Annotated in this window: 22 protein-coding genes; 15 read left to right on the top strand and 7 right to left on the bottom strand. The window is 69.9% G+C overall.

The window, feature by feature from the left end:
• Positions 1-265 precede the first annotated feature (265 nt).
• Positions 266-661 (bottom strand): XRE family transcriptional regulator, encoded by a 396-nt coding sequence (locus RPX00_RS39470; RefSeq protein WP_406633259.1) that lies wholly within the window; start codon positions 659-661, stop codon positions 266-268.
• A gap of 155 nt (positions 662-816) precedes the next feature.
• Here RPX00_RS39470 and RPX00_RS39465 point away from each other — a divergent pair, with 155 nt between their 5' ends.
• Complete coding sequence (locus RPX00_RS39465) at positions 817-1,356, top strand: ricin-type beta-trefoil lectin domain protein (protein WP_406633257.1); 540 nt, start codon at positions 817-819, stop codon at positions 1,354-1,356.
• Between the two features lie 524 nt (positions 1,357-1,880).
• Here RPX00_RS39465 and RPX00_RS39460 read toward each other — a convergent pair.
• Positions 1,881-2,360: a hypothetical protein gene (locus RPX00_RS39460; RefSeq protein ID WP_406633255.1), complete on the bottom strand. Its 480-nt coding sequence runs from the start codon at positions 2,358-2,360 to the stop codon at positions 1,881-1,883.
• A 720-nt stretch (positions 2,361-3,080) separates the two neighbouring features.
• On the opposite strand from RPX00_RS39460, the gene RPX00_RS39455 reads away from it, so the two are divergent.
• A complete protein-coding gene (locus tag RPX00_RS39455) occupies positions 3,081-4,322 on the top strand; it encodes a hypothetical protein (protein ID WP_406633253.1) in 1,242 nt (413 codons plus the stop codon).
• Positions 4,323-4,356: 34 nt separating this feature from the next.
• Here RPX00_RS39455 and RPX00_RS39450 read toward each other — a convergent pair whose 3' ends face one another.
• Complete coding sequence (locus RPX00_RS39450) at positions 4,357-5,628, bottom strand: vanadium-dependent haloperoxidase (protein WP_406633251.1); 1,272 nt, start codon at positions 5,626-5,628, stop codon at positions 4,357-4,359.
• Positions 5,629-5,743: 115 nt separating this feature from the next.
• Here RPX00_RS39450 and RPX00_RS39445 point away from each other — a divergent pair, with 115 nt between their 5' ends.
• Genes RPX00_RS39445 through RPX00_RS39425 form a run of 5 tightly spaced genes read left to right on the top strand, consistent with a single transcriptional unit; the run spans position 5,744 to position 8,739 of the window.
• Positions 5,744-6,325 (top strand): RNA polymerase sigma factor, encoded by a 582-nt coding sequence (locus RPX00_RS39445; RefSeq protein ID WP_406633249.1) that lies wholly within the window; start codon positions 5,744-5,746, stop codon positions 6,323-6,325.
• On the top strand, positions 6,322-7,002 hold the full coding sequence (locus RPX00_RS39440; RefSeq protein WP_406633247.1) for a ubiquinol-cytochrome c reductase iron-sulfur subunit: 681 nt from the start codon (positions 6,322-6,324) through the stop codon (positions 7,000-7,002). Before RPX00_RS39445 ends, RPX00_RS39440 begins: the two co-directional genes overlap by 4 nt.
• 38 nt (positions 7,003-7,040) lie before the next feature.
• Positions 7,041-7,424, top strand: coding sequence for a cupredoxin domain-containing protein (locus RPX00_RS39435; RefSeq protein ID WP_406633245.1), 384 nt, complete (start codon positions 7,041-7,043; stop codon positions 7,422-7,424).
• On the top strand, positions 7,421-8,359 hold the full coding sequence (locus RPX00_RS39430) for a metallophosphoesterase family protein (protein ID WP_406633243.1): 939 nt from the start codon (positions 7,421-7,423) through the stop codon (positions 8,357-8,359). The genes RPX00_RS39435 and RPX00_RS39430 overlap by 4 nt, the downstream gene beginning before the upstream one ends.
• The gene (locus RPX00_RS39425) at positions 8,356-8,739 is read left to right on the top strand and encodes a hypothetical protein (RefSeq protein WP_406633241.1); all 384 of its coding nucleotides are present in this window, start codon (positions 8,356-8,358) and stop codon (positions 8,737-8,739) included. Before RPX00_RS39430 ends, RPX00_RS39425 begins: the two co-directional genes overlap by 4 nt.
• 52 nt (positions 8,740-8,791) lie before the next feature.
• On the opposite strand, the gene RPX00_RS39420 is transcribed toward RPX00_RS39425, so the two are convergent.
• Positions 8,792-9,805 carry a LacI family DNA-binding transcriptional regulator gene (locus RPX00_RS39420; protein ID WP_406633239.1) on the bottom strand — a complete coding sequence of 338 codons (1,014 nt, stop codon included), beginning with the start codon at positions 9,803-9,805 and terminating at the stop codon, positions 8,792-8,794.
• Positions 9,806-9,944: 139 nt separating this feature from the next.
• Here RPX00_RS39420 and RPX00_RS39415 point away from each other — a divergent pair, with 139 nt between their 5' ends.
• The 7 genes from RPX00_RS39415 (at position 9,945) to RPX00_RS39385 (ending at position 15,956) form a co-directional block, all read left to right on the top strand.
• Positions 9,945-11,330: an ABC transporter substrate-binding protein gene (locus tag RPX00_RS39415; protein WP_406633237.1), complete on the top strand. Its 1,386-nt coding sequence runs from the start codon at positions 9,945-9,947 to the stop codon at positions 11,328-11,330.
• Positions 11,327-12,277 carry a carbohydrate ABC transporter permease gene (locus tag RPX00_RS39410; protein WP_406633235.1) on the top strand — a complete coding sequence of 317 codons (951 nt, stop codon included), beginning with the start codon at positions 11,327-11,329 and terminating at the stop codon, positions 12,275-12,277. Before RPX00_RS39415 ends, RPX00_RS39410 begins: the two co-directional genes overlap by 4 nt.
• A 1-nt stretch (position 12,278) precedes the next feature.
• A complete protein-coding gene (locus RPX00_RS39405) occupies positions 12,279-13,154 on the top strand; it encodes a carbohydrate ABC transporter permease (RefSeq protein WP_406633233.1) in 876 nt (291 codons plus the stop codon).
• 5 nt (positions 13,155-13,159) lie between these two features.
• Positions 13,160-13,963: a sugar-binding domain-containing protein gene (locus tag RPX00_RS39400; RefSeq protein ID WP_406633231.1), complete on the top strand. Its 804-nt coding sequence runs from the start codon at positions 13,160-13,162 to the stop codon at positions 13,961-13,963.
• Positions 13,964-13,965: 2 nt separating this feature from the next.
• Positions 13,966-15,213, top strand: coding sequence for a glycoside hydrolase family 2 TIM barrel-domain containing protein (locus RPX00_RS39395; RefSeq protein ID WP_406633229.1), 1,248 nt, complete (start codon positions 13,966-13,968; stop codon positions 15,211-15,213).
• 183 nt (positions 15,214-15,396) lie between these two features.
• On the top strand, positions 15,397-15,585 hold the full coding sequence (locus RPX00_RS39390; protein WP_406633227.1) for a hypothetical protein: 189 nt from the start codon (positions 15,397-15,399) through the stop codon (positions 15,583-15,585).
• A gap of 182 nt (positions 15,586-15,767) precedes the next feature.
• Entirely contained in the window at positions 15,768-15,956 is a 189-nt protein-coding gene (locus tag RPX00_RS39385) for a hypothetical protein (protein WP_406633227.1), read from the top strand.
• Between the two features lie 44 nt (positions 15,957-16,000).
• On the opposite strand, the gene RPX00_RS39380 is transcribed toward RPX00_RS39385, so the two are convergent.
• Entirely contained in the window at positions 16,001-17,650 is a 1,650-nt protein-coding gene (locus RPX00_RS39380) for a ricin-type beta-trefoil lectin domain protein (RefSeq protein ID WP_406633225.1), read from the bottom strand.
• Positions 17,651-18,076: 426 nt separating this feature from the next.
• Between RPX00_RS39380 and RPX00_RS39375 the strand changes: the two genes are divergently transcribed.
• Positions 18,077-18,592, top strand: a complete 516-nt coding sequence (locus tag RPX00_RS39375; RefSeq protein ID WP_406633223.1) for a VanZ family protein — start codon at positions 18,077-18,079, stop codon at positions 18,590-18,592.
• Here RPX00_RS39375 and RPX00_RS39370 read toward each other — a convergent pair whose 3' ends face one another.
• Together RPX00_RS39370 and RPX00_RS39365 are read right to left on the bottom strand one after the other, a co-directional pair.
• The gene (locus RPX00_RS39370; RefSeq protein WP_406633221.1) at positions 18,593-19,963 is read right to left on the bottom strand and encodes an adenylosuccinate lyase family protein; all 1,371 of its coding nucleotides are present in this window, start codon (positions 19,961-19,963) and stop codon (positions 18,593-18,595) included.
• Positions 19,960-21,462 carry an NAD-dependent succinate-semialdehyde dehydrogenase gene (locus RPX00_RS39365; RefSeq protein ID WP_406633219.1) on the bottom strand — a complete coding sequence of 501 codons (1,503 nt, stop codon included), beginning with the start codon at positions 21,460-21,462 and terminating at the stop codon, positions 19,960-19,962. The genes RPX00_RS39370 and RPX00_RS39365 overlap by 4 nt, the downstream gene beginning before the upstream one ends.
• Between the last annotated feature and the right edge of the window lie 22 nt (positions 21,463-21,484).

Here is a 21,484-nt window from a genome sequence, read left to right as displayed (position 1 = left end):
GTGCAGCAGGATGTGCTGGCGGTGCAGCGCGGAAGTGTTGGCGGGCAACAGGATGTAGTCGGCGCGGGCGGTGGACATCACCAGTCCGCACGGCCCGCCGGCGATCGTCCTGGCCGGCAGCAGCTCGATCGGCCGGCCCCGGGCCGCGGCGACTCCGCGCACGAACTCGGCCGGGTCGAAAGGCTCTGGCAGCTCCAGGTCGTCGGCCAGTTTTCTGCATCTTCGCCACAGCTTGCGATCCACGAACCGACCCCCCAGTCCCGCCCTACTCGCCTGCTTCTCTTCGCGCGATCGCATCGATCATGTCGCTGATGGTGCCCAGCCCGGCCCTGGACAGGTTCACCGCGCGCAGCGCCACGTCCCGTACCCCCGCGTCGCGCAGCGCGCCGAGCAGTTCCAGTTCCTCGGCGATCTTGGCGCTCTGCTCGTCGTCGAAGAAATACGCGGGCGGGACCTGGAAAAACCCGGCCAGCGCCTCGAGGTGCCGTTTGGTGGGATTGTCCCGGCGGCCCGTGCGCAGCTGCCACAGGTAGGTGGCCGAGAAGGTCTCGCCCGTCGCCTCCCGGCACGCGCTGGCGACCTCCTCGTTGGAGTACTGATCGCGGCCCGGCTTGCGCACGACGTCGAACAGCTTCTCGATCTTCTCGGCGAGCGAGGCCATCGTCAGTCTTCCTCTGCTGGCGTGAACATGTCCGGCTTCTGGATTCATCTTAGTTGACAGCGGCCGTCTCGTCATCCAGGATCGGCTATCAGCTGAGATGAATGAACGGATAACTAGCACTCATGTCAGCTGTCACCCCGAACCAAGGAGAAGACATGACGAAGCGGAAGTTCCTCGCCGGCGCGGCAGGCGCACTCGCGCTCGCCGGCGCGATGTTCACCGCGGCCCCCGCGGACGCGGCGCCCGCCACCGCGCCCAAGCCGGTGCAGCCGGTCGGCTACTACGCCTTCGGGTCGTACTACTTCAACGGCACGAAGTGCATCGACGAAGACTCCGACGACAGCAGAGGCGACGGCCGCAAGGTCTGGACCTACAACTGCAACGGCAGCTACAACCAGCAGTGGGCCATCGCCCCCGACGGTTCCATCCACAGCACCAACGACGGACGCTGCCTGTCTCCCTCCGCGACCGGCCTGGGCGACCCCGCTCCGCGCCTGGAAGCGTGGGGCTGCAACGGCCGAGCCGAACAGCAGTGGGTCTTCTACGACGACGGCACGATCCGCAACCGCCTGCTGGGCACCTGTATCCAGTTCGGTTTGGACCAGGTCAACAAGAAGGGCGTCTACACGTTTGTCGCCCAGTGCAACAACCTCGCGCCACTGCAGGGCTGGGACGCGCACTACCTGCACAGCTGATCGGCGGCCCGGGCGGAGCCGTTGGCCGGGCTCCGCCGGGTGGCTCGGAAATGTGCGGCCGGGTCTGAAGCGACGGGGGAACCGAGCCGCACCCGCTCGGTTTCCCCGCCGCGGCCGATGACGGCGTAAGCCCGCCCAGGCGAGGGGATCCGGCGGGTGCTGACAGAATCCGTCCGGCAGTCCTGGCGAAGCGGCACGGCCGACGTTATCGCGGCAGTACGTCCGATGTGTCCGACAGGGACTGCCTTCTGAGGCCGAGGTGCTACTCAACGGGGCGGGTCCTGCGTCTCCGAGGGATGCGTACGGCCGGGCTGCTGCCCTCTCGTCGTCTGCTGCTGGTGTCCCGTCGACGTTCTTTCGCTGGGGGCAGTGTTTTGCGGTGTACGCCTCGCGGATGTCTTGTTCGGTGAGTTCGCGTGTGTTGCCTTCGGCATCCGTGGACCGGTCGGTCAGGTCCTGACGCCCGATCGGGCATCACCCCGAGCCCGACCGCGATCACGAGCCACGGACGCGCAGTCCGCGGCTCAACCGTTTGCCGCAGGCCAGATCTGGGCGGTGAAGCGTTCGACGCCGCAGTGCATGTCCTCGGGGTCGGTGTCGCCGTCGCGTTCGAGTTGCAGCAGGCGTTCGCGGCCGGTGGCGTGTACGCGCACGTGGTAGTCGCCGGGGCCGCCGAGGTCGAGTTCGGGGCTGAGCGGGCCTTCGAACATGGCGGAGACGTAGACCCGGCCGCGGGTGAGCCGCAGCCGGGTCTCGTCGTGTTCGTCCCAGCCGTCGCTTGGCGCGGGTTCGCCGGTCCAGGCTTCGAGGGTGACGGTGGTGTAGTGCATGCTGCTGGAGGAACTGATCAGGTACAGCAGGTCGGTGACGCCGTGGCACAACGGGTGTCCGCGGAAGTCGGGCTGCACGACGGTGTCGAACCCGGTGCCCAGGATGGTGATCAGGGTGTGGTCGGGGATGACGTCGGCGTGCACGGTGCCGGTCCGGTGTGCCTTGGCTGTCATCGTCGTCGGCGGTTCCTCGGGTCAGCGGTCGTGGATCTGGACGTAGAAGAAGTCGAGATCGTAGAAGAGGATGCGGTCTTCGCGGTAGTAGGCCTACGGTGCGAGGCCGGCGCCGGGTTTGCCGGGCCAGGCCGGGTCTTCGCGGGCCCGGTCTTTTCTTTGCCATGGGTTGTGTGGTCCGGGCTGCCGTAGGGGACGCGTTGGAGGTGGTCGGCTTGGTCACCGCGGCGCCGTAGATTCCGCAGCCTGGGGCCGGGCATGGGCGCTTGGGCTCGAATCCGAACCGGCAGGCGGCGGCGTCCGGGCGCGCGGCGGGCTCGTGCCGATGCGCAGATTCCGGCCGTCCCAATGGAAAGCCGACGTCGGGGCGACGCCTAAGCGCTGCGACGGTGGTGATTCTCCCCGTTGCTCAAGGAATCGAGCACATGCGCGCGGACGCGAAGAGAATAGCCGATGCGCGACGATCCACGTATCGGCGCCGCATATTTATGTGCGGTGAGGCGAGTTAAATCGCCTGCGCGCTTGATTTGTTCCGGTCAAGCCTGCAGCACCGGCATTTCCCACGGCAGCGGCGGGAGTTCTTTCAACCGTGCTCAGTAAGGATTCAGGCGCGGACCGGGCCGCCGACGTCGCCGCAAGGGGCCAGCCAGCCGGTGGCCGGGCGAGGCGATTGGTACGGTCCCGAGCGTGTCGGCGAGGTTTCGGGGACTGGGTGGGTCGATGAAGGCGAAGACAGCGGTGGCGGGGTTGGGGATTGTGGCGCTGGCGCTGGCGTTCCTGCCAGGGGTAAGGCGTCTGTGGGAGTCGGACCCGTCGCCCTCCGTCGAGGAGGCGTTGTCGGCGGGGCCGGTTCCGGCGGGGCGGGCGTCGGTGCCGGCCGAGTTCGACGGCAGTGCGGGGTGGGCGCTTCAGGACTCCTCCGGTCGTGCGGGGGTGATGGGTTCGGTGGCTGCTCCGCGTGCGGGGGTCGTGGTGTTCCACGCTCTCGCTCTCCAAGGTTCCAACTCGTATCTCGTCGCGCGGGACGAGAAGACCGGCGCGGTCCGCTGGAAGACTGCTCCGATTCCCTATCCCTCGGGCGCGTTCACCCGCCGGTCGGCCTTGTTCACCGAAAAGGACGGCAAGGAGTACACCGGCCTGAGCGTCGCGGACCCGAAGACCGCTCAGACCCGGCTGTACGTGTACGACGCCGCGAGCCGGGGCGACCGGGTGGCGCCCGCTCGGGAGATCGTCGTTTCCGGAGCACAGCACGTCTCCTCCGGGCACCGTGACGGCCTGCTTGTCGGAAGGCAGGACAAGGCCACCACGGTGGTGGACGTGACCACCGGACAGAGCACGACCTATCCCGACCAGAGCGCCGGCTTGCGGCCGCCGCGGCCGTGTGGCGGGTGCGCGGACCAGGACCGGGCAGTTGGCATGACGGCGAGCGGGCCGCTGGTCAAAGGCACTCGCGCGTTCTGGGTTCCGGGGGCCTGGTTCGCCGGCGCGGACGCGGACCTCGCCGTGACCGGCCTGCCGACTGGCCAAGTGCTGGCGGCGTCGTCGGCGGCCGGTTCCGCCAGCGCGCAATGGACGCTTCTCGACGGGCGCACCGGTCAGGTCCAGGCAAGCGCGACCTGCCGGCCGCCGAAGACGGACGGCGACGGTACGCTCGACTACTCGGCTTCCTCGGACGGCAGGTACGTCGTCTCCGCGGGGGCGGGTTTCGATTTGCTGGCTCGTCGCGGTTTTTGCTTCGCGGACCCCGCTTCGCCCGGCGAGGCCGACCTTGCCGCTGTCGACACGTCCGGGACCGCCTACGGCACAGTCCGAGGCGAGCATGCCAGCGTCTCACTGCGCACCGGGCAGGTCAGCCCTTCGCCCGATGTTCAACTGCCTGACTACGTCGGCGGAAACGTGGCCGTCCTCGGCACGACCACCAACTCCGGTGCCCGGATACAGGTGTACCAGCGCCGGACGTGAGCGTCGCCGCCTGTGTGGCCCCGCTCCACCGCGTTCAGCAGCGCAGGACGAACGCGGCGACGTCGTGGCCGAGCTGGCGGCCGGCGTCGTGGTCGAGCCGGGTGTGCACGCCCGCGACGATGCGGCTCAACCCCGCTTCGTCGGCGGCATCCTGGAACGTGCTGAACCGCCGGACCACGTTCGGCAGCGCCTCGGACGTGACCTCCAGCGCCCATCGCGGACCGTACTCCTGGCGCAGGACCAGTGCGCCCGCCTGTGCGATGACGCTGTGCGCGCCGGGGTACGCCGGATCCGCCGGGGTGGTGGCGAGGCTCGACCAGTCCGGGATCGCGTTCGTCGCCGGGTTTCCGTCTCCGTCGGCGAGGCGGACCGCGGTGATCGGCCGCCAGATCCGGTAGTGGTACTTCGCTTCGTAGAAGGCGATCACGGCGTCGGCGAAGGTCAGGTTCAGTCGTGCGAAGACCCGGGCCGCGACGAGCAGATTGCTGCGCGAACCGCGGACGACCGACTGTGCGATCTCGTTCCAGTAGTTCCAGATCGGGGCCGCCCAGAACCGCGCCTGCACGGTCTGGTCCGCGGTGCGGGTAGTGCTCGTGTCCCGGCCCGTCGCGGCGACCTCGTTCAGCGCTCTCGCGTACCGGGCGCTGTCCAGCGCGGGGTATGGATCGGGCCGGAACTGCCCTGCCCGGTCGAGCACGAACGGCGTCACGGCGGGCCAGTGGGTGAACACTGCGGGCGCGAACGCGGGCGGCGTCGGCCGGTACTGCCCGGGGGCCGTGCCCGGCGTCAGCACCGGCGGGACGGCCGCGGAGCCGTCGTCCGCGCGCAGGCCGAGCAGCAACCGGGCCACCAGCCGCCCGGCTCGCACGCCGCGGTCGCGCGCGGCTGGCGGCAGGCCGGTCAGCTGCCCGGTCAGCAGGCTCGCGAGTTCCGCGGACCGGGTGGGGTAGAGGGCGGCCAGAACGTCGTGCGCGGCTTGCGCCGCCGCCGCTTCCGGTGCCGCGAGGCCCCGGACATCGAGTGTGAACAGGTACGGATGCCCGTTGCCGGTCGTGGCGACGACGGCGTCGTGCATTGCCGCGTGCAGCAGCGCGAAGCTGCGCGTCGGGTGCACGGTCGCAGGCTGGAGGCCGGGCGTGCGCACGATCGCCAGCAGTTCGCGGTTCCAGGCGAGGACGACGTCCGCGCCGCCCGGCCGGATCGGCGTCGCCGCGGCGGCGGGCCCCGGCAGTCCGGTGGTGGCGAGCACAGCGGCGGCCGCCCCGCTGGTGACGAGCAGTTGCCGGCGTGACATCGAGGTGGTCATTTCGCTCCCAGGGTCGTCGGAAACTCCGCTGACAGATACGGTTCCCGGTTACGGCGTAACCCCGGTCCGTATCCCTCTGGTGGCGGGAAGAAACCGGTGGGGGAGAAGGCGGGCGGTGCCGGTGGCACAGCGGTTCCGGCGCAGACGCGCCGAACAGGACGAAGCGGGCGCTGCACCCCGCGCGCGGCTGCACGCGGTCGGCGCGGACGTCTATCCGGACTGGGAGGCGGTCTACCGCGACAACGTCGACCGCGTGTTCCGGCTGATGTTCTCGAAGGTCGGCAACCGGCCCGACGCGGAGGACCTCACCACGGAGGTCTTCCTGACGGCGTTGCGGCCGCTGCGGGTCTCCGCGAGCGTGGGCGAGGTCCGGGCGTACCTGCTGGCCACCGCGCGGACGGTGCTGGCCGGGCATTGGCGGCGCACGCTCGGCCGGGAGATCACCGCACTGGACGAGGAACGCGACATCGCCGCGTTCGAAGCGGACACCGTGGACCCGGGCGTGCTCGCCCGCGCCGAGGCGATCCTCGCGCAGCTGCCCGAGCGTTACGGCCGGATCCTGCGCCTGCGGTTCCTGCAGGCCTGCTCGTTGAAGGAGGCAGCGGCCGAGCTGGGCACCACCGTCGGCAACGCGAAGGTGTTGCAGCACCGTGCGTTGCGCCAGGCGGCCCAGCTGGCGGAAGGGATGGACACGTGAGCACTCGAGGCGTCCGCCGGTTCGTCAAGGACCTCCTGCGCCGGCGCCGCCCGCGCCCGTTCGAGGCCGGTCCCGGCGACGAGGCTGAGCTGCGGACCGCGGTGCTGCTGCGCGCTGCCCGGCCCGGCGGTGCGGCGGCGAGCGAGGAGTTCGTCGCCGCGCTGCACCGCCGGCTCGCCCAGGAACTGCGCGAACCCGAGCCCGTGCGGGGCGGCAACCGGCGCCGGTTCATCCAGGTGTCCTCGGCTGCCGCGGTGGCGGCCGCGGCGGGCGCGGGCGTCGAGTACCTGGTGACGTCCGGGGCCGAACCGGCCGCCGCACCGCCGGAAGAGAAGACCCTGCGGCCGGAGAACGGCCAGTGGCGAGCTGTTGCCGCGGCCCGCGACCTGCCCGAAGGCAGCGTGCTGCCGTTCGACCTCGGGGCCGTCGCCGGGTTCGTGCAGCGCTCCGGCGGGCAGGTGCGCGCGGTTTCGGCGACGTGCACGCACCTCGGCTGCCGGCTGAACCTGGACGCGCCGGCCCGGCGGCTGAACTGCCCGTGCCACCGGACGTCGTTCGCCGTCGACGGCGCGGTCCTCACGCATCAGCTGCCGGTGACCCCGCCGCCGCTGCCGCACCTGGTGGTGCGCGAGTCCGGCGGCGTCGTCGAGGTCCTGGTGCCTGCGGAGGGAGCGTAACCCCCGCACGTATTCCTGGTATGAGGAAATCCGTTGGGGTGAAACACTTCTTGCTCATCACCGCGGCCGCGCTGGCGTTGACAGCCTGCACCGCGTCGCCTCCCGCCGCGCTGATGGCGTCGATGCCCGGGATGCCGCCGTCGTCGACTGTGGCCGCCAGCTCGACGGCAAATGCCGTGGCCATCAAGGACTTCGCGTTCGCACCCGCCGCGACGACGGTGAAGAAGGGCACCACCGTCACCTGGACCAACCAGGACCAGGACGCGCACACGGTCACCAGCACGGGATCCGGTGGCCCGCTGCGGTCGCCGACCCTCCAAACTGGACAGTCCTATCAGTACACCTTCGGCACGCCCGGCACCTTCGAGTACCTGTGCACCATCCATCCGTTCATGACGGCGACCGTGACGGTGACCCCGTGACCGAAGACGACCACGGCCCCGAGGGCATGACCCGGCGCCAGCTTCTGCGCCACACGGCATGGTTCGGCGCCGCGGTGGTCCTGACCGTCACTGGCGGCGAAGTCATCAGCCGGATCGCCGCGCCGGACGACGCGGTCGCCGACGGCGACCCGAACGCGCTGCGGTTCGTCCAGATCAGCGACAGCCACCTCGGCTTCACCGGACCCGCGAACACCGCCGTCGAGGCATCGTTTTCCGAGGCCATCACGCAGATCAACGCGCTCGGCCGCCGCCCGGACTTCGTCATGCACACCGGCGACCTGACGCACCTTTCGACGGCCGCCCAGTTCGACCAGGTCAAACAGATGATGAGCGCCCTCGACACCGGGCACGTGTCGACGGTGCCTGGCGAGCACGACTCGATCGACGACGCCGGCCAGAAGTACCGCAAGGCGTTCGGCGCGGGCACGGCGGGCGACGGCTGGTACAGCTTCGACGTCAAGGGCGTCCACTTCATCGCGCTGGTCAACACGCTGAGCCTGGAGAAACTCGGCCACTTGGGCCCGGACCAGCTGGAGTTCGTGCGCAAGGACGTCGCGAAACTCGGTTCGGACACGCCGATCGTGGTGTTCAGCCACATCCCGCTGTTCGCGATGTACCCGGCGTGGGGCTGGGGGACCGACGACGCGGCCCAGGCGCTCTCGTACCTGCGCCGGTTCTCGTCGGTGACCTGCCTCAACGGGCACGTGCACCAGCTTTTCACGAAGACGGAAGGAAACATCACCTTCCACAGCGCGACGACGACCGCGTACCCGTTGCCCCAGCCGGGATCCCGGCCGGCGCCGACGCCGGTGACACTGCCCGCGGGCAAGCTCAAGGACGCGCTCGGCATCCGCGAGGTGTCCTACCGCCCGGGCGGGCCGGGCCTGGCGGTGAAGGACGTGAAGCTGGCATGAACACCGTCCTCCGCCTCGCGACGGCGATATGCCTCGCGGGGAGCGGCTATCTCCACGCGCAGCTGTACATCGGCGGCTATCGCGTGATCCCGGTGATCGGGCCGTCGTTCCTCGTCCAGGCGTCCGCGGCGTTCGCGGTGGCCGTACTGGTGGCTCTGGGCGGTCCTTTCCTGCTGCGATTCGCAGCGGCCGCGCTCGCAGCGGGTGCCTTGGCGGGTTTCGTGCTTTCGCGGACGACCGGGTTGTTTGGCTTTTCCGAACGGGGTTTCCAGCCTGCGCCGGAGGCTTTGCTGAGCGTGCTGGCGGAAACCGCAGTGCTCGTTCTGGTCGCGGTCACGGTTTATCGGGCGCGCCGAGCCGGGCGGACGGCCCGCGTCTGAACGCTGGCCCGCAGTGCGCTTTGCTGGGGTGCGCTACCGAGGGCACTGCGGTTCAGCCGCCTTCGGTGCTTTCCCGGGCCAGCAGCGTGTGCGGCGCGATGAATTCCTCCGCCGGCAGCCCGGGATCCTCGATCCGCGCGGCGAGCCGGGCCACGGCCGTTCTGGCGATGAACGGCGTGTCGAGGGAAACCGTGCTCAGCGAAGGGCGCGAGTACCGCCCTTCCTCGATGTCGTCGATCCCGATGATCGCCACGTCCTCCGGGACGCGCAGCCCGGCGTCGAACACCGCGCGCATCGCGCCCATCGCGAGGAGGTCGGAGTAGCAGAAGATCGCGTCCGGACGCGGTGACTGGCGCAGCAGGGACGTCGCGGCGGCGTAACCGTCGGCGCGGCCGTAGTGGGCGGCCGTGCGCTGTAACGCGTTCGCCGGTTTCAGCCCGCGTTCCTCCAGTGCTTTCCGGAAGCCTTCGGTGCGTTGCAGCGGGGTGGAATAGGTCTGCTTCGGCTGGGCTCCGATCGCCGCGATGCGGGTGCGGCCGCGGTCGAGCAGGTGCTTCGTCGCGTCGTGGGCCGCGAGGACGTTGTCGATCGCCACGTGGTCGAAGCGGTGGTCGAAGACGTGCTCGCCGAGCAGGATCAGCGGCGACGAACGAGCCGGGTCGACGTCGCGCAGCTCCTCGGTCGTGGCGAGCGGCGCGAACAGCATGCCGTCGAACAGGTTGCGCCTGCCGCCGCCGCGCAGCAGCTGGCGTTCCCGCTCGTGGTCGTGGCCGGTCTGGTCGATCATCACCTGGAAGCCGAGGCCCGCGGCCGCGTCGATGACCTCCCGGGCGAGCTGGCTGAAGTACGGCACGTCGATCTCCGGCACCACCAGCGAGAGCAGGCCGGTCTTGCCGGTGCGCAGCGTGCGCGCGACCGGGTTCGGGATGTAGCCGAGTTCGTCGATGGCGCGCAGCACGCGCTGGCGCATCTTGTCGCTCACGTGCTCGTAGCCGCTGACGACGTTCGACACCGTGCGCACGGAAACCTGCGCTCGGTCCGCCACGTCCCGCAACGTCGCCGCCATGAAACTCCTTCCGCCGGGAAGCCCACCCTACCTTTTGCAACGTGTGCAAGCATGTCGTACAGTTTGCCTACGATGGCAAACGCAGCGGCGCGTCCCCCTCCGCGCGCCCCCTTGCCACCGTCCCGCACAAAGGAGTGCCATGAAATCCACTCTCGGACGGAGCGGCCGGCCCGCCCGCCTCCTCGCGCGCCGCGGCGGAACGGCCGCGGCGGCGGTCCTGCTCGTCGCCGGGCTGACCGGCTGCGGCCCGGACATCGGCTCCGGCGACTCCGCGGCGGACAACGCCGTCCTGCAGGCGCCGGCCGACGAAGCGCCGAAGGGCGAGATCACGATCTGGGACCGCTCCGGCGACCTGTACAAGGTCTTCGACGCCGCGATCAAGAAGTTCACCGCGAAATACCCCGGCGTCACGGTCAAGCACGAAGCCGTCGACATCGATTCCAAACTGCAGAACACGCTGATCACCGGCACCGACGTGCCCGACGGCGTCTTCCTCGACGACGCGAAGGTCGGCGGCTACGTCAGCCACCTGTGGAACCTCAAGGACGTGCTCGCGCCCTACACCAAGGACATCGCCAAGCAGAAGGTCGACGTCAACACGGTCAAGGGCGGGATCTACGGCGTGCCCTTCGACCTCGACCCCGGGCTGCTGTTCTACAACGCGAAGGCGCTGAGCGCGGCCGGGATCGACCCGAACGGCATCAAGACCTACGACGATCTGCTCGCCGCGGCGAAGAAATACCAGCAGTACAAGCCGGGAGCGAAGCCGATCCACCTGGAGCAGAACGCGTTCAACAGCCAGCTCCAGCTCGAGATGTTCGCCAGCCAGCTCGGCACCAGCCTCGCCGGCCCGGACGGCGCGCTGCGGCTGGACTCCCCGCAGTACCGCCAGATCCTGACCTGGCTCGACACCGTGCGCAAGGACGGGCTCGGCACCCGCGCCGAGTACCTCAAACCCAGCGACGTCGCCGCCCTGGACTCCGGCAACGAGGTGTTCTACCCCTGGGCGATCTGGTTCGATTTCGCCCCGCAGCAGCAGCTGACCGCCACGAAGGGCGACTGGCGGGCGATGCCGCTGCCCGCGTGGTCCGCCGGCGGCGCGCGCAGCGGCGCGATGGGCGGCTCCTCGTTCGTCATCCCGAAGGACGCCAAGAACCCGAAGCTGGCCTGGCAGCTGTACCGCTTCCTGACCTTCGAAGCGGCGGGCTACAGCGGCGTCTACGGCCCGAACGCGGTCTACCCGGGCGGCCTGAACACGTCGATCCCGGCCTACCGGCCCGCCGCCGATCCGGCGAAGCCGCTGTTCCGCCCGATCGACGCGATGGGCGGGCAGGACCTGTGGAAGACCGCGGTCGAAGCGAGCCGGGAAATCCCCGGCGGCGCGCCGATCCCGGCCTGGTGGTCCGGCGCGGTCGACTACCTCGGCACCGGCCTGCAGAAGATGCTGGACGGCGCGCTCACCCCGGACCAGGTGATCGACAAGGCGGGCAAGGACATCCAGACCAACCTGATCGACCGCAAATGACGACTCGTTCCGTTGCCGCCGCGACGAAGGTGTTCCGGGAGCCGCCCGCCGCACCCCGAGCCCGGGTGCCCCGTCGGCGGGGGAGCAGCCTGCCCTGGCGCCGCCGCTTCGCGCCGTACGTCTTCGTGCTGCCGTTCGTGCTGGTGTTCCTGGCGTTCAGCGTCTACCCGCTGTTCTTCACGCTGCGCCTGAGCTTCACCGACTGGCACGGATCCGGCGCCGCGCACTGGGTCGGCCTCGACAACTACCGCTATCTGCTGACCAACACCGGCTTCTGGTCGTCGCTGGGCAACTCCGGGGTGCTGTGGCTGCTCATCGTCCCGGTGCAGCTCGTGCTGGCGGTGCTGGTGGCGGTGCTGCTCAACGCGATCAAGCGGCTGCGCGGGTTCTACCGGGTGGCGTTCGTCGTGCCGTTCGTGACGCCGCTGGTCGCGGTCGCGCAGATCTGGATCGTGCTGTTCGACCAGGACAACGGCGCGGTGAACGCGCTGCTCGGCACGGTCGGCCTGCCCCCGGTCGGCTGGCTCGTCACGAGCGGATGGGCGAAGCCGACGCTCGCGCTGCTGTTTCTCTGGAAGACCACCGGGTTCGTGGTGCTGATCGTCCTTTCCGGACTCCAGCAGATCGACCGCGGCCTGTACGAGGCGGCCTCGCTCGACGGGGCGGGCCGGGTGCGGCAGCTGTGGTCGATCACCGTTCCGCTGCTGCGCCGGTCGCTGATGTTCAGCGTCGTCCTGCAGACGCTGGCGGTGTTCCAGATGTTCGCCGAGCCGTACGTGGTGACCAAAGGCGGGCCCTACACCTCGACCACCACTGCCGGGCTCTACCTGTACAACCACATCACCCGCGCGGATCTCGGGACCGGGGCGGCGAACTCGTTCCTCCTGGTCATCCTGGTGATGGCGGTGTCGCTGCTGTTCGTGCGGCTGCTGCGAGCGGAGGACTGACATGACCACCCTCGGTGCCCGCGAGCAACGGCCCAAGCCACGGCCGCTGCTCGGCTCGCACGCGTTCCTGATCGTGCTGACCGTCGCCCTGCTCGCGCCGGTGGCGTGGGCGATCCTGTCGTCGTTCAAACCGGCGGGCGAGATCATCCGCGACCCGCTCGGCTTCGACCCGGCGACGTTCACCCTCGCCAACTTCCGCGGGATGTTCCAGGACGTCCCGGTCGGCAGCGGATTCCTCAACACCGGCGTCGTGCTCGTGGCGAAGGGCGCGATCACGATGTGCTGCGCCCCGCTCGCGGCGTACGCGTTCGCGAAGTACCGGTTCGCGGGCCGGAACCTGATCTTCGGCGCGGTGCTGCTCACGCTGATGCTGCCGACGATCGTGCTGATCATCCCGCTGCTGCTGGAAATGAAGGAACTCGGCTGGGTCAACACCTACCAGGCGCTGGTCCTGCCGGGTTCGGTCGACGCGTTCGCGATCTTCTGGATGCGCCAGGTGATCGCGGCGGTCCCGGACGAGCTGCTCGACGCCGCCCGCGTCGACGGCTGCGGCGAGTTCGGCATCTTCCGGCGGGTGGTCGTGCCCGCGATCCGGCCGGGCCTCGCCGGGCTCGGCGTGCTGACGATCATGAACATCTACAACGATTTCGTGTGGCCGGTCGTCGCGGCCAGCTCCAGCCGGATGGCCACCCTCCAGGTGGTCCTTTCGACGCTCGCCCAGAACATCTCGGGCAACCGCGTGGACGCCGACTACGCGACGGTCACCGGCGAGCTGCTCGCCGCCGCGTCGCTCGCGCTCGTCCCGCTCCTGATCCTGTTCATCGTGCTGCAGAAGCATTTCATCAACGGCATCCTCGCCGGAAGCGTAAAGGGCTGACACACATGACGATTGCCGAGAACGCCGCCGATCCGATCGCCGCGGAGGCGGTTCCCCGGCCCGGCTATCCGCGTCCCGACCGGGACCGGTCCGCGCGCTGGCTGAGCCTCAACGGCCCCTGGCGGTTCGCCGCGGACGACGGTGCGCCCGAGTCGATCACCGTCCCGTTCGCTTGGGAGACCGCGGCTTCCGGCGTACACCGCACCTGGTTGGAGCACGGGGTGTACGCGCGGACGGTCACGGTTCCGGCGGAGTGGGCCGGGCACCGGGTGGTGCTGTGCTTCGGCGCGGTGCATCACCGGGCGGTCGTCTCGATCGACGGGACGCGTGTCGGTTCGCATGTCGGCGGGCACAGTTCGTTCGAGTTCGATGTCACCGACGTGCTGGCGCCGGGCCGATCCGGCGAGCTGACCGTCGAGGTCGAAGCTCCGGCGGACAAACGCGAAATCCCGCACGGCAAACAGCGTTCGATCCCGCGCGACGACTACGACGGCGTCTCGTTCACGCCGACGTCCGGGATCTGGCAGAGCGTCTGGCTGGAGGCACGCGGGCGCACGTACGCCGCCGAGGTCTCCGTACGCGGTGATTCGCTGACTGGCTTCGACATCGCGGGCGAACTCGCCGGAGACGCTCCGGACACCGCCGTCGTGGTGGCGACGCTCGAAGGCCGCGAGACGGTCCTTCCGGTACGGGACGGACGATTCTCTGGCCGGCTGGAGGTTCCGTCGCCGCGGCTGTGGAGCCCGGAATCGCCGCACCTCTACGCCATCGCGCTGCGCGTGGGGGAGGGGACTACGCCGACCGGCTGACCGTGACCGGCGGGCTGCGCCGGATCGAAACGCGCGGCGAAGCGCTGTATCTCAACGGGGAACGGCTGTACGTGCGGGGCGTGCTGGACCAGGGCTACTGGCCGGAGAGCGGGCTCACCGCACCGGATGACGCGGCGCTGGTCCGCGACCTCGACCTGGCGCGAGAACTCGGGTTCTCCCTGGTGCGCAAGCATCTCAAGGCCGAGGAGCCGCGATGGCTCGACCACGCGGACCGGATCGGGATGCTGGTCTGGGCCGAACCGCCGGGCCCGAGCCGGTTCAGCCCGGCGGCGGCCGCCGCGTTCGAGGCGCAGCTGCCCGGCCTCGTGCGGCGGGACGGCAACCATCCGTCGATCGTGATCTGGGGGCTGTACAACGAGGAATGGGGCCTGGACTGGGACATCCCCGGCAGCGCCGAGCGGGCCGCCGCGGCCACGCGCGCCTACGACCTCCTGCGCGCGCTCGACGACACCCGGCCGATCGTGGAGAACTCCGGCTGGGCGCACGTGAAAACGGACCTCGTCGACTGGCACTACTACGACGAAAGCCCGCGCCGCTGGGCGGAAACCGTCGCCGCGCTCGCGTCCGGCGAACGGGAGTCCTTCGAGGTCCGGCTCCGGCCGGACTTCCTCGTGGACAAATCCTTCTACGGTTCCGCCTCCTTCCCGCGCTCCGGCGTCCCGGTGCTGAACAGCGAGTACGGGGCCGGGTTCACCAGCCTGGAGCGGGCGTGGCACGTGCGCTGGCAGACCCAGGAGATCCGCAGGCACGACCGGTTCTGCGGCTACGTCTACACCGAACTGACCGACGTGGAACACGAGATGGCGGGCCTGCTGGACGCGCACCGGCGGCCGAAGGACTGGGGCGGCCTCGACCCGGCCGACGCCTTCGCCGAGACGACGCTCGTGGTCGACCTGGTGCCGGCGCACGCGGGTGCCGACCTGCCGGTTCCGGCCGGACCGCTGACCCTGGATGTGCACATCTCGCACACCGGCCGGGCACCGATCGAGGGAACGCTGCGCGCCGGGTGGGGTGCGCCGGGTTCGCGCGAGCTGCCTTCGGTGGCGGTTTCTCTTGCTGCGCAGGCGAAACCGTTCCGGCTTAGCGAAGCGTTCCCGCTGACCGTCCCGGCCCCGGGCGGGCCGGCGCGGTTGCACCTGTGGCTGGAAACGGACGGCGAGCCGACTGCGCGGACCTTTGTGGACGCGGCGGTCGTGGAGGAACTGAACCGGCGCGGCGCGCGGGATTGACCCGCGCGAGGGCGGCCAGCCGGTGAGCTGGCCGCCCTTTCCTGGTCAGGCCGGAACGAGCGCACGCGGGTGCCGACCTGCCGGTCCCGGCCGGACCGCTGACCCTGGACGTGCACATTTCGCACACCGGCCGGGCACCGATCGAGGGAACGCTGCGCGCCGAGTTCGCGCGAGCTGCCTCCGGTGTCGGTTTCTCTTGCTGCGCAGGCGAAGCCGTTCCGGCTTAGCGAAGCGTTCCCGCTGACGGTCCCGGCCCCGGGCGGCCCGGCGCGGCTGCACCTGTGGCTGGAAACGGACGGCGAGCCGACTGCGCGGACCTTTGTGGACGCGGCGGTCGTGGAGGAACTGAACCGGCGCGGCGCGCGGGATTGACCCGCGCGAGGGCGGCCAGCCGGTGGGCTGGCCGCCCTTTCCGTTCAGGCCGGAACGTGCGCACGCGGGTGCCGACCTGCCGGTCCCGGCCGGACCGCTGACCCTGGACGTGCACATTTCGCACACCGGCCGGGCACCGATCGAGGGAACGCTGCGCGCCGAGTTCGCGCGAGCTGCCTCCGGTGTCGGTTTCTCTTGCTGCGCAGGCGAAACCGTTCCGGCTTAGCGAAGCGTTCCCGCTGACGGTCCCGGCCCCGGGCGGGCCGGCGCGGTTGCACCTGTGGCTGGAAACGGACGGCGAGCCGACTGCGCGGACTTTCGTGGACGCGGCGGTCGTGGAGGAACTGAACCGGCGCGGCGCGCGGGATTGACCCGCGCGAGGGCGGCCAGCCGGTGGGCTGGCCGCCCTTCCGGGTCAGGCCGGAACGTGCCAGACCTGGGTGAACAGGCCGTTGCAGTCGTAGATCTGCAACTGCGTGCCGTCCGCGGTCTGGGCCGCCGGGTCGTCGAGGCACCGACCCGACTGCGGGTGGTAGATCGATCCGTCCGCCCGCGCCTGCCACTGCTGTGCGGGCGTGCCGAGACAGTCGCGAAGCTCCACTTTGGACGAGTTCGCGGTCGCTCCGCCGACGACATTCAGGCACTTGTCGAAGGCCCGGATGGTTCCGTCGGTTTCCAGCGACCACTGCTGGCCGGTCGCGATGCCGCAGGTGTAGAGCTGGACCGCGTTGCCGTTGACCGACGTATTGGTGTTCACGTCGACGCATTTGCCGGTGGTGCCGGGGCCGGTGATCTGGCCCTGCGCGTTGGGCAGCGTCGCGGTGCCGAAGTCCGTCTCGCATTTGCCGGTCGACAGATGAGTGCCCGCGAGCATCAGGAACGTGTTGCCGGACGGCGCGCCGAGCAACGGCGAGCTGTATCCGGCGCAGGCCGTTTCGCCCGCGTTGTAACCGCCGGTGGGCGCGGTGGTCACCGGCGTGGTGATCTCCTGCCACGGCCCGGATCCGAGGTTCCGGTTCACGAACAGCACGTGCCCGTCCTCCGGCTGGATCGCCAGCGACCCGTCGGTGCCCGCGACGACCCGCTGCCCGGAAGCGACGAGCGTCCCGTTCGCCCCGCCCGCCGGCGACCACGTCAGGTACGGCGTGTGCAGCAGGAACCGGTGATCGGCGGTTTCGATCCGCGTGCCGAGGCTCCCGGGATTCCACGATTCGGCGTCCGGGGAGGTTTTGAAGTAGACGTCGCAGGCCTGGTCCGGGTCGGCACCGGCCTTGCAGTCCTCGTAGGTCATCGCGTAGGAGCCGTTGGGCAACGGGACGACGGTCGCCATCCCCGGCCGGTCGATCCCGTTCCGCAGCGCGACGTCGTAGATTTCGCTGCCCCAGGTCAGGCCGCCGTCGGTGGAGACCGTGTGCGCGAGGACCTGGGCGTAGCCGTTCGACGACGGGCGCTCGTCGGAGAAGTAGCAGATGAGCCCGTGGTCGGTGACCGCGAACTCCGGTTCCCAGATGCCGTGGCCGATCGTGTTGGCCATGCCCGATTCGGCCGCGCACGAACTGCGGTAGGTCCAGCTCGCGCCCTGGTCGGTGGACGCGAAAACCTCGACTGCCTGCTGCGTGTAGTCGCCGTGGTTCCAAGCGGTGCCCGCGGCGAGCAGCGTCCCGGCCGGAAGCGAACCTTCGGCGCGCGGCAGTTCGTAGAGCGTCGGGCCGTCGAGGTCCCAGACGTGCTGGGTGTCGGTGACCGTGCTGATCGGCGCGGACGTCCAGGTCACGCCGTTGTCGGTCGAGCGGTAGATCGGGAAGTTCGCCTTCCCGACGCCCGTGCCGGAGTGGGAGAAGGTCGCCAGCAGCGTGCCGTTCGCCGCGCCGTTGTGCGCGAGGCGGACGACCCGCGGATAACTCGCGTCCTCAGTGGAACCGGCCGCGGTGCTGGGCCGGTAAAGCACTCCGCCGGACGTGGTCGCGGCCTGCCCGGGCGCGGCGGCGACCACGGCCGCGCCGAGCACTGTCGCGGCGACCAGCGCGCTGCGTCTGAAACGGAAGCGGTGACGAAAAGGGGCCATGGACCTCACTCCTCGGACGGGAAGGCGCGATGGCCCGCGGACGGCTCGGCGCGGCCAGGCACAGAGCCTGATCGCGCGAAGTGCGCGGCGGCACGACTCAGGTGCCGCGATGGGCCACTTTGCCATCGTGTGCAAGGAGGGTAGCGCCGCTTTGCATACGATGGCAAGAACGGATGCCTGCGGCTCTGTCGGCCTGCAATGCCGCGGACGCAAGCCGGGCGACCTCAGGCTGCTGAATGTCCACAAAGGACGCCAGGGTCGCCGAATCGTCCGAGTGGTGCTCGCCTGGCTGCCTCTGAAGGTCTGCGAGGGAATCAGAGTCCGTGAAGGTTCCTCAACGGCACCCGTAACGCCGCCTCAAGTTCCTGGCATTACTGCGGGCGCGACGGCGGCCCCGGTGTCGCCGGCCGTACGATCGGCTCCCTGATGATCACCAACTTCCTGCTGGACAACTCGGCGCTGGTGCCGGTGGTGTTGCTCCTGATCGCCGTCGTCTGTGTCGGCGCCGGCTACTTGCTGCTGCGCATCCGGAGCAGCAAGCACAGGCACCTGATCCTCTGGACGCTCGTGATGCTGTCCGTGGTGCCGGTCGTTGTTCTGACCCTTGTTCCGACCTCGAGCCGGGTGGACTACATCGCCTGCGCGGTGCAGTTCTCCGTGCCTACGTTGACCAGCGTGGAGTCGTTGGCCAACGTGGCATTGTTTTTCCCGCCGGTCTTTTTCGCCGCGCTGGTCACGCGGCGACCGTTGCTGATGCTCGCGGCCGGTGCGGGCCTGTCCGCCGGGATCGAGGCTGTTCAGGCCCTGGTCCCCGCCATCGGACGCGCCTGCGACACCAACGATTGGGAGATGAACACCGTCGGCGCGATCCTCGCCGCGCTCCTGGCCAGCGGCACCATCATGCTCGCGAACCGCACCGGCCGTCCGGACGGCGGCCGATAGTCACTCTGCGGGCCGATCGTGCTCAGGTCGCCGTTGCGCGACAGCTCGCGTCATGGCTTGCGCGCTTCCCAGATAGCCCGCGGGATCGCAGAGCTGAAGGAGCTGACCCGCGTCGAGACTCGCCGTGACTTCGGGGTGCCTGCTCAGTTCGGTGGCAAGGTCGCCGCCGGAGTTGATGACTTCAGCGCACGCGGCGTAGACGAGTTCATGGGCACGGTGGCGGCCGAGGACGGGGGCGAGGGCCATCATGACCGCCTCCGCGGCGATGAGTCCGTTGGTGAGTCCGAGATTGGCGCGCATCCGCTCCGCGTCGACGTGGAGACCGCCGATCGTGTGTACGGCCTGGGCGAGCGAGGAGGACAGCAGGAGGAACGCTTCGGGGAGGACGGCCCATTCGACTTGCCACGGCCCGGTGGCGCGTTCGAAGTCCTGCACCATCGCGTCCAGCATGGCCGAAGCCTTGTCCCGCAGCAGTTTGGCCGCGGCGATCATGAGTTCGCTGGAGACGGGGTTGCGTTTCTGGGGCATGGTGGAGCTGGCTCCGCGCCCGGTCACGAAGGGCTCGGCCAGTTCTCCGAACTCGGTGGAGCACAGGAGGGCGACATCGGCGCCGATCTTGCCGATCGACGCGCCGATCGCGGCGAGCAGGCCGACGATCTCGGCGAAACCGTCGCGGGCGACGTGCCAGGTGATCTCGGGGTCCCGCAGACCGAGTTGTTCGGCGAGCGCCGCTCGTGCCCGGAGGCCGTCCGGGCCGGGCCCGAGGGAGGCGAGGGTTCCCGCGGCGCCTCCGAACTGGACCATCAGGTCCCGCTGCCGGGCCGCGGCCAGCCGGTCGGCGTGGCGGTCCAGCGCCGACAGCCAGACGGCCGCCCGGTAGCCGAAGGTGACGGGCAGGGCGTGCTGGAGGTGGGTTCGCCCGGCGGTGACCGTGCCGATGTGGGTCCGCGCCAGCTGCCGCAGGTGTTCCCGCAGCTGGTCGAGTGCGTCGGAAATCAGCGCCAGGGCCTCGGCGCACTGGAGCACCGTCGCCGTGTCCATGATGTCCTGGGTCGTGGCGCCCCAGTGGAGGTAGCCGCCCGCGTCGCCGCATTGCTCGGCGAGTTGCGTGACGATCGGCAGTATCGGGTAGCCCACGTTGTCGGTGTCGCGGCGGAGCCGCTCGCGGTCGAGGCGGGCATGAGCGCAGGACGCGGCGATGGCATCAGCGGCCCAGGCGGGGATGACGCCGACCCGTGCTTGTGCCCTGGCCAATTCGACTTCGACGCGGACGACGGTGTTCAGGTAGGCGTCGTCGTTGAAGATCGCGCGCATCTCGGGCGTTCCGAACAGGTCGCGGAACAGGAAGGAGTCGAACACCGTGCTGCTCAACGGGATTCCCCCGCACCGCTTGGCGCCGCGTCGATGGCGACGTACTTCTGCTCGAGGTATTCGTCGATGCCGGTGTTGCCGCCCTCGCGGCCGATACCTGATTGCTTCATACCGCCGAAGGGGGCGCTGGCGTCGGAGACGTAGCCGCGGTTGAGGCCGACCATGCCGGTCTCCAGTTGTTCGCTCATGCGCAGTGCCTGGCTCAGGTCGCGGGTGTAGAGGTAGCTCACGAGGCCGAACTCGGTGTCGTTCGCGGCGCGGAGGACCTCGGCCTCGGTGGTGAACGTCTGGATCGCTGCCACGGGGCCGAAGATCTCTTCCCGGGTGATGCGAGAGCCGGCGGGCACGTCGGTGAGCACGGTCGGCGGGTAGAAGTACCCCGCTCCCGCCGGCACGACCCCGCCGGTGCGCACCCGGGCCCCGGCCGCGACGGCGTCGTCGACCAGTTCAGCGACTTTCCGGCGTTGGCGTTCGTCGATGAGGGGGCCGAGATCGGCGGCCGGGTCGGTCCCCGGCCCGAGGGCGACCTTGTTCATGCGAGCGGCGAGTTTCTTGCTGAACTCCTCGGCGACGGCGGCGTGGACGAGGAAGCGGTTGGCGGCGATGCACGCCTCGCCGATGTTGCGGAGCTTGGCGGTCATCGCGCCGTCCACCGCGGCGTCGAGGTCGGCGTCCTGGCAGACGATGAAGGGGGCGTTCCCGCCGAGTTCCATCGAAACGCGCAGGACGGTGCCAGCCGCTTGGCCCAGCAGGAGACGCCCGACAGGGGTGGAGCCGGTGAAGGACAGCTTGCGCAGTCGTCCGTCCCGCAGCAGCGGCTCAGTGACCGCGGCCGCGTTCGTGGTGGGGACGACGTTGAGCACTCCCTCGGGCAGGCCCGCTTCGGCCAGCACCCCGGCCAGCGCGGCGGTCGTCAGCGGCGCTTGGGGCGCCGGTTTGACGATCATCGTGCAGCCCGCCGCGACGGCAGGGGCGATCTTGCGGGCGGGCATGGCCAGCGGCGCGTTCCACGGTGTGATCAACAGGCACGGCCCGACCGGCTGCCGCATGACCAGAACTCGGGCCGTGCCGTCCTCGCTGACCTTCCAGCTGCCCTCGATCCGGACGGCTTCCTCGCCGAACCACCGCAGGTAGTTCGCTCCGTAGGCGACCTCGGCCCGCGACTCGCTGAGCGACTTGCCCATCTCCGAAGTGATCAGCAGCGCGAACTCGTCCTGACGCGCGATCAGCAAGTCGTGGGCACGACGCAAGATCTCGCCCCGCCGGCGCGGCGGCACGTCCGCCCACTTCGCTCGTGCCCGGTCGGCGGCGTCGAGGGCGGCCATCGCGTCGGCGGGCGTCCCGTCGGAAACCTCGCACAGCGCCCGGCCGGTGGCCGGATCCTCGACCGCGAAGGTTCCCCCTCCTGACGCCTGCCGCCACTGGCCGTCGATGAACAGACGTTTCTCGACCCGGCCGACGACATCGGGTTCGGGAGCGAAGGCGACCACGGGATTCACCGTTCTTCCTGGGTTGATCATG

It is taken from the genome of Amycolatopsis sp. WGS_07 (assembly GCF_045278895.1).
Lineage (GTDB): Bacteria > Actinomycetota > Actinomycetes > Mycobacteriales > Pseudonocardiaceae > Amycolatopsis.
This window is presented reverse-complemented; position numbering and strand designations above follow the sequence as displayed.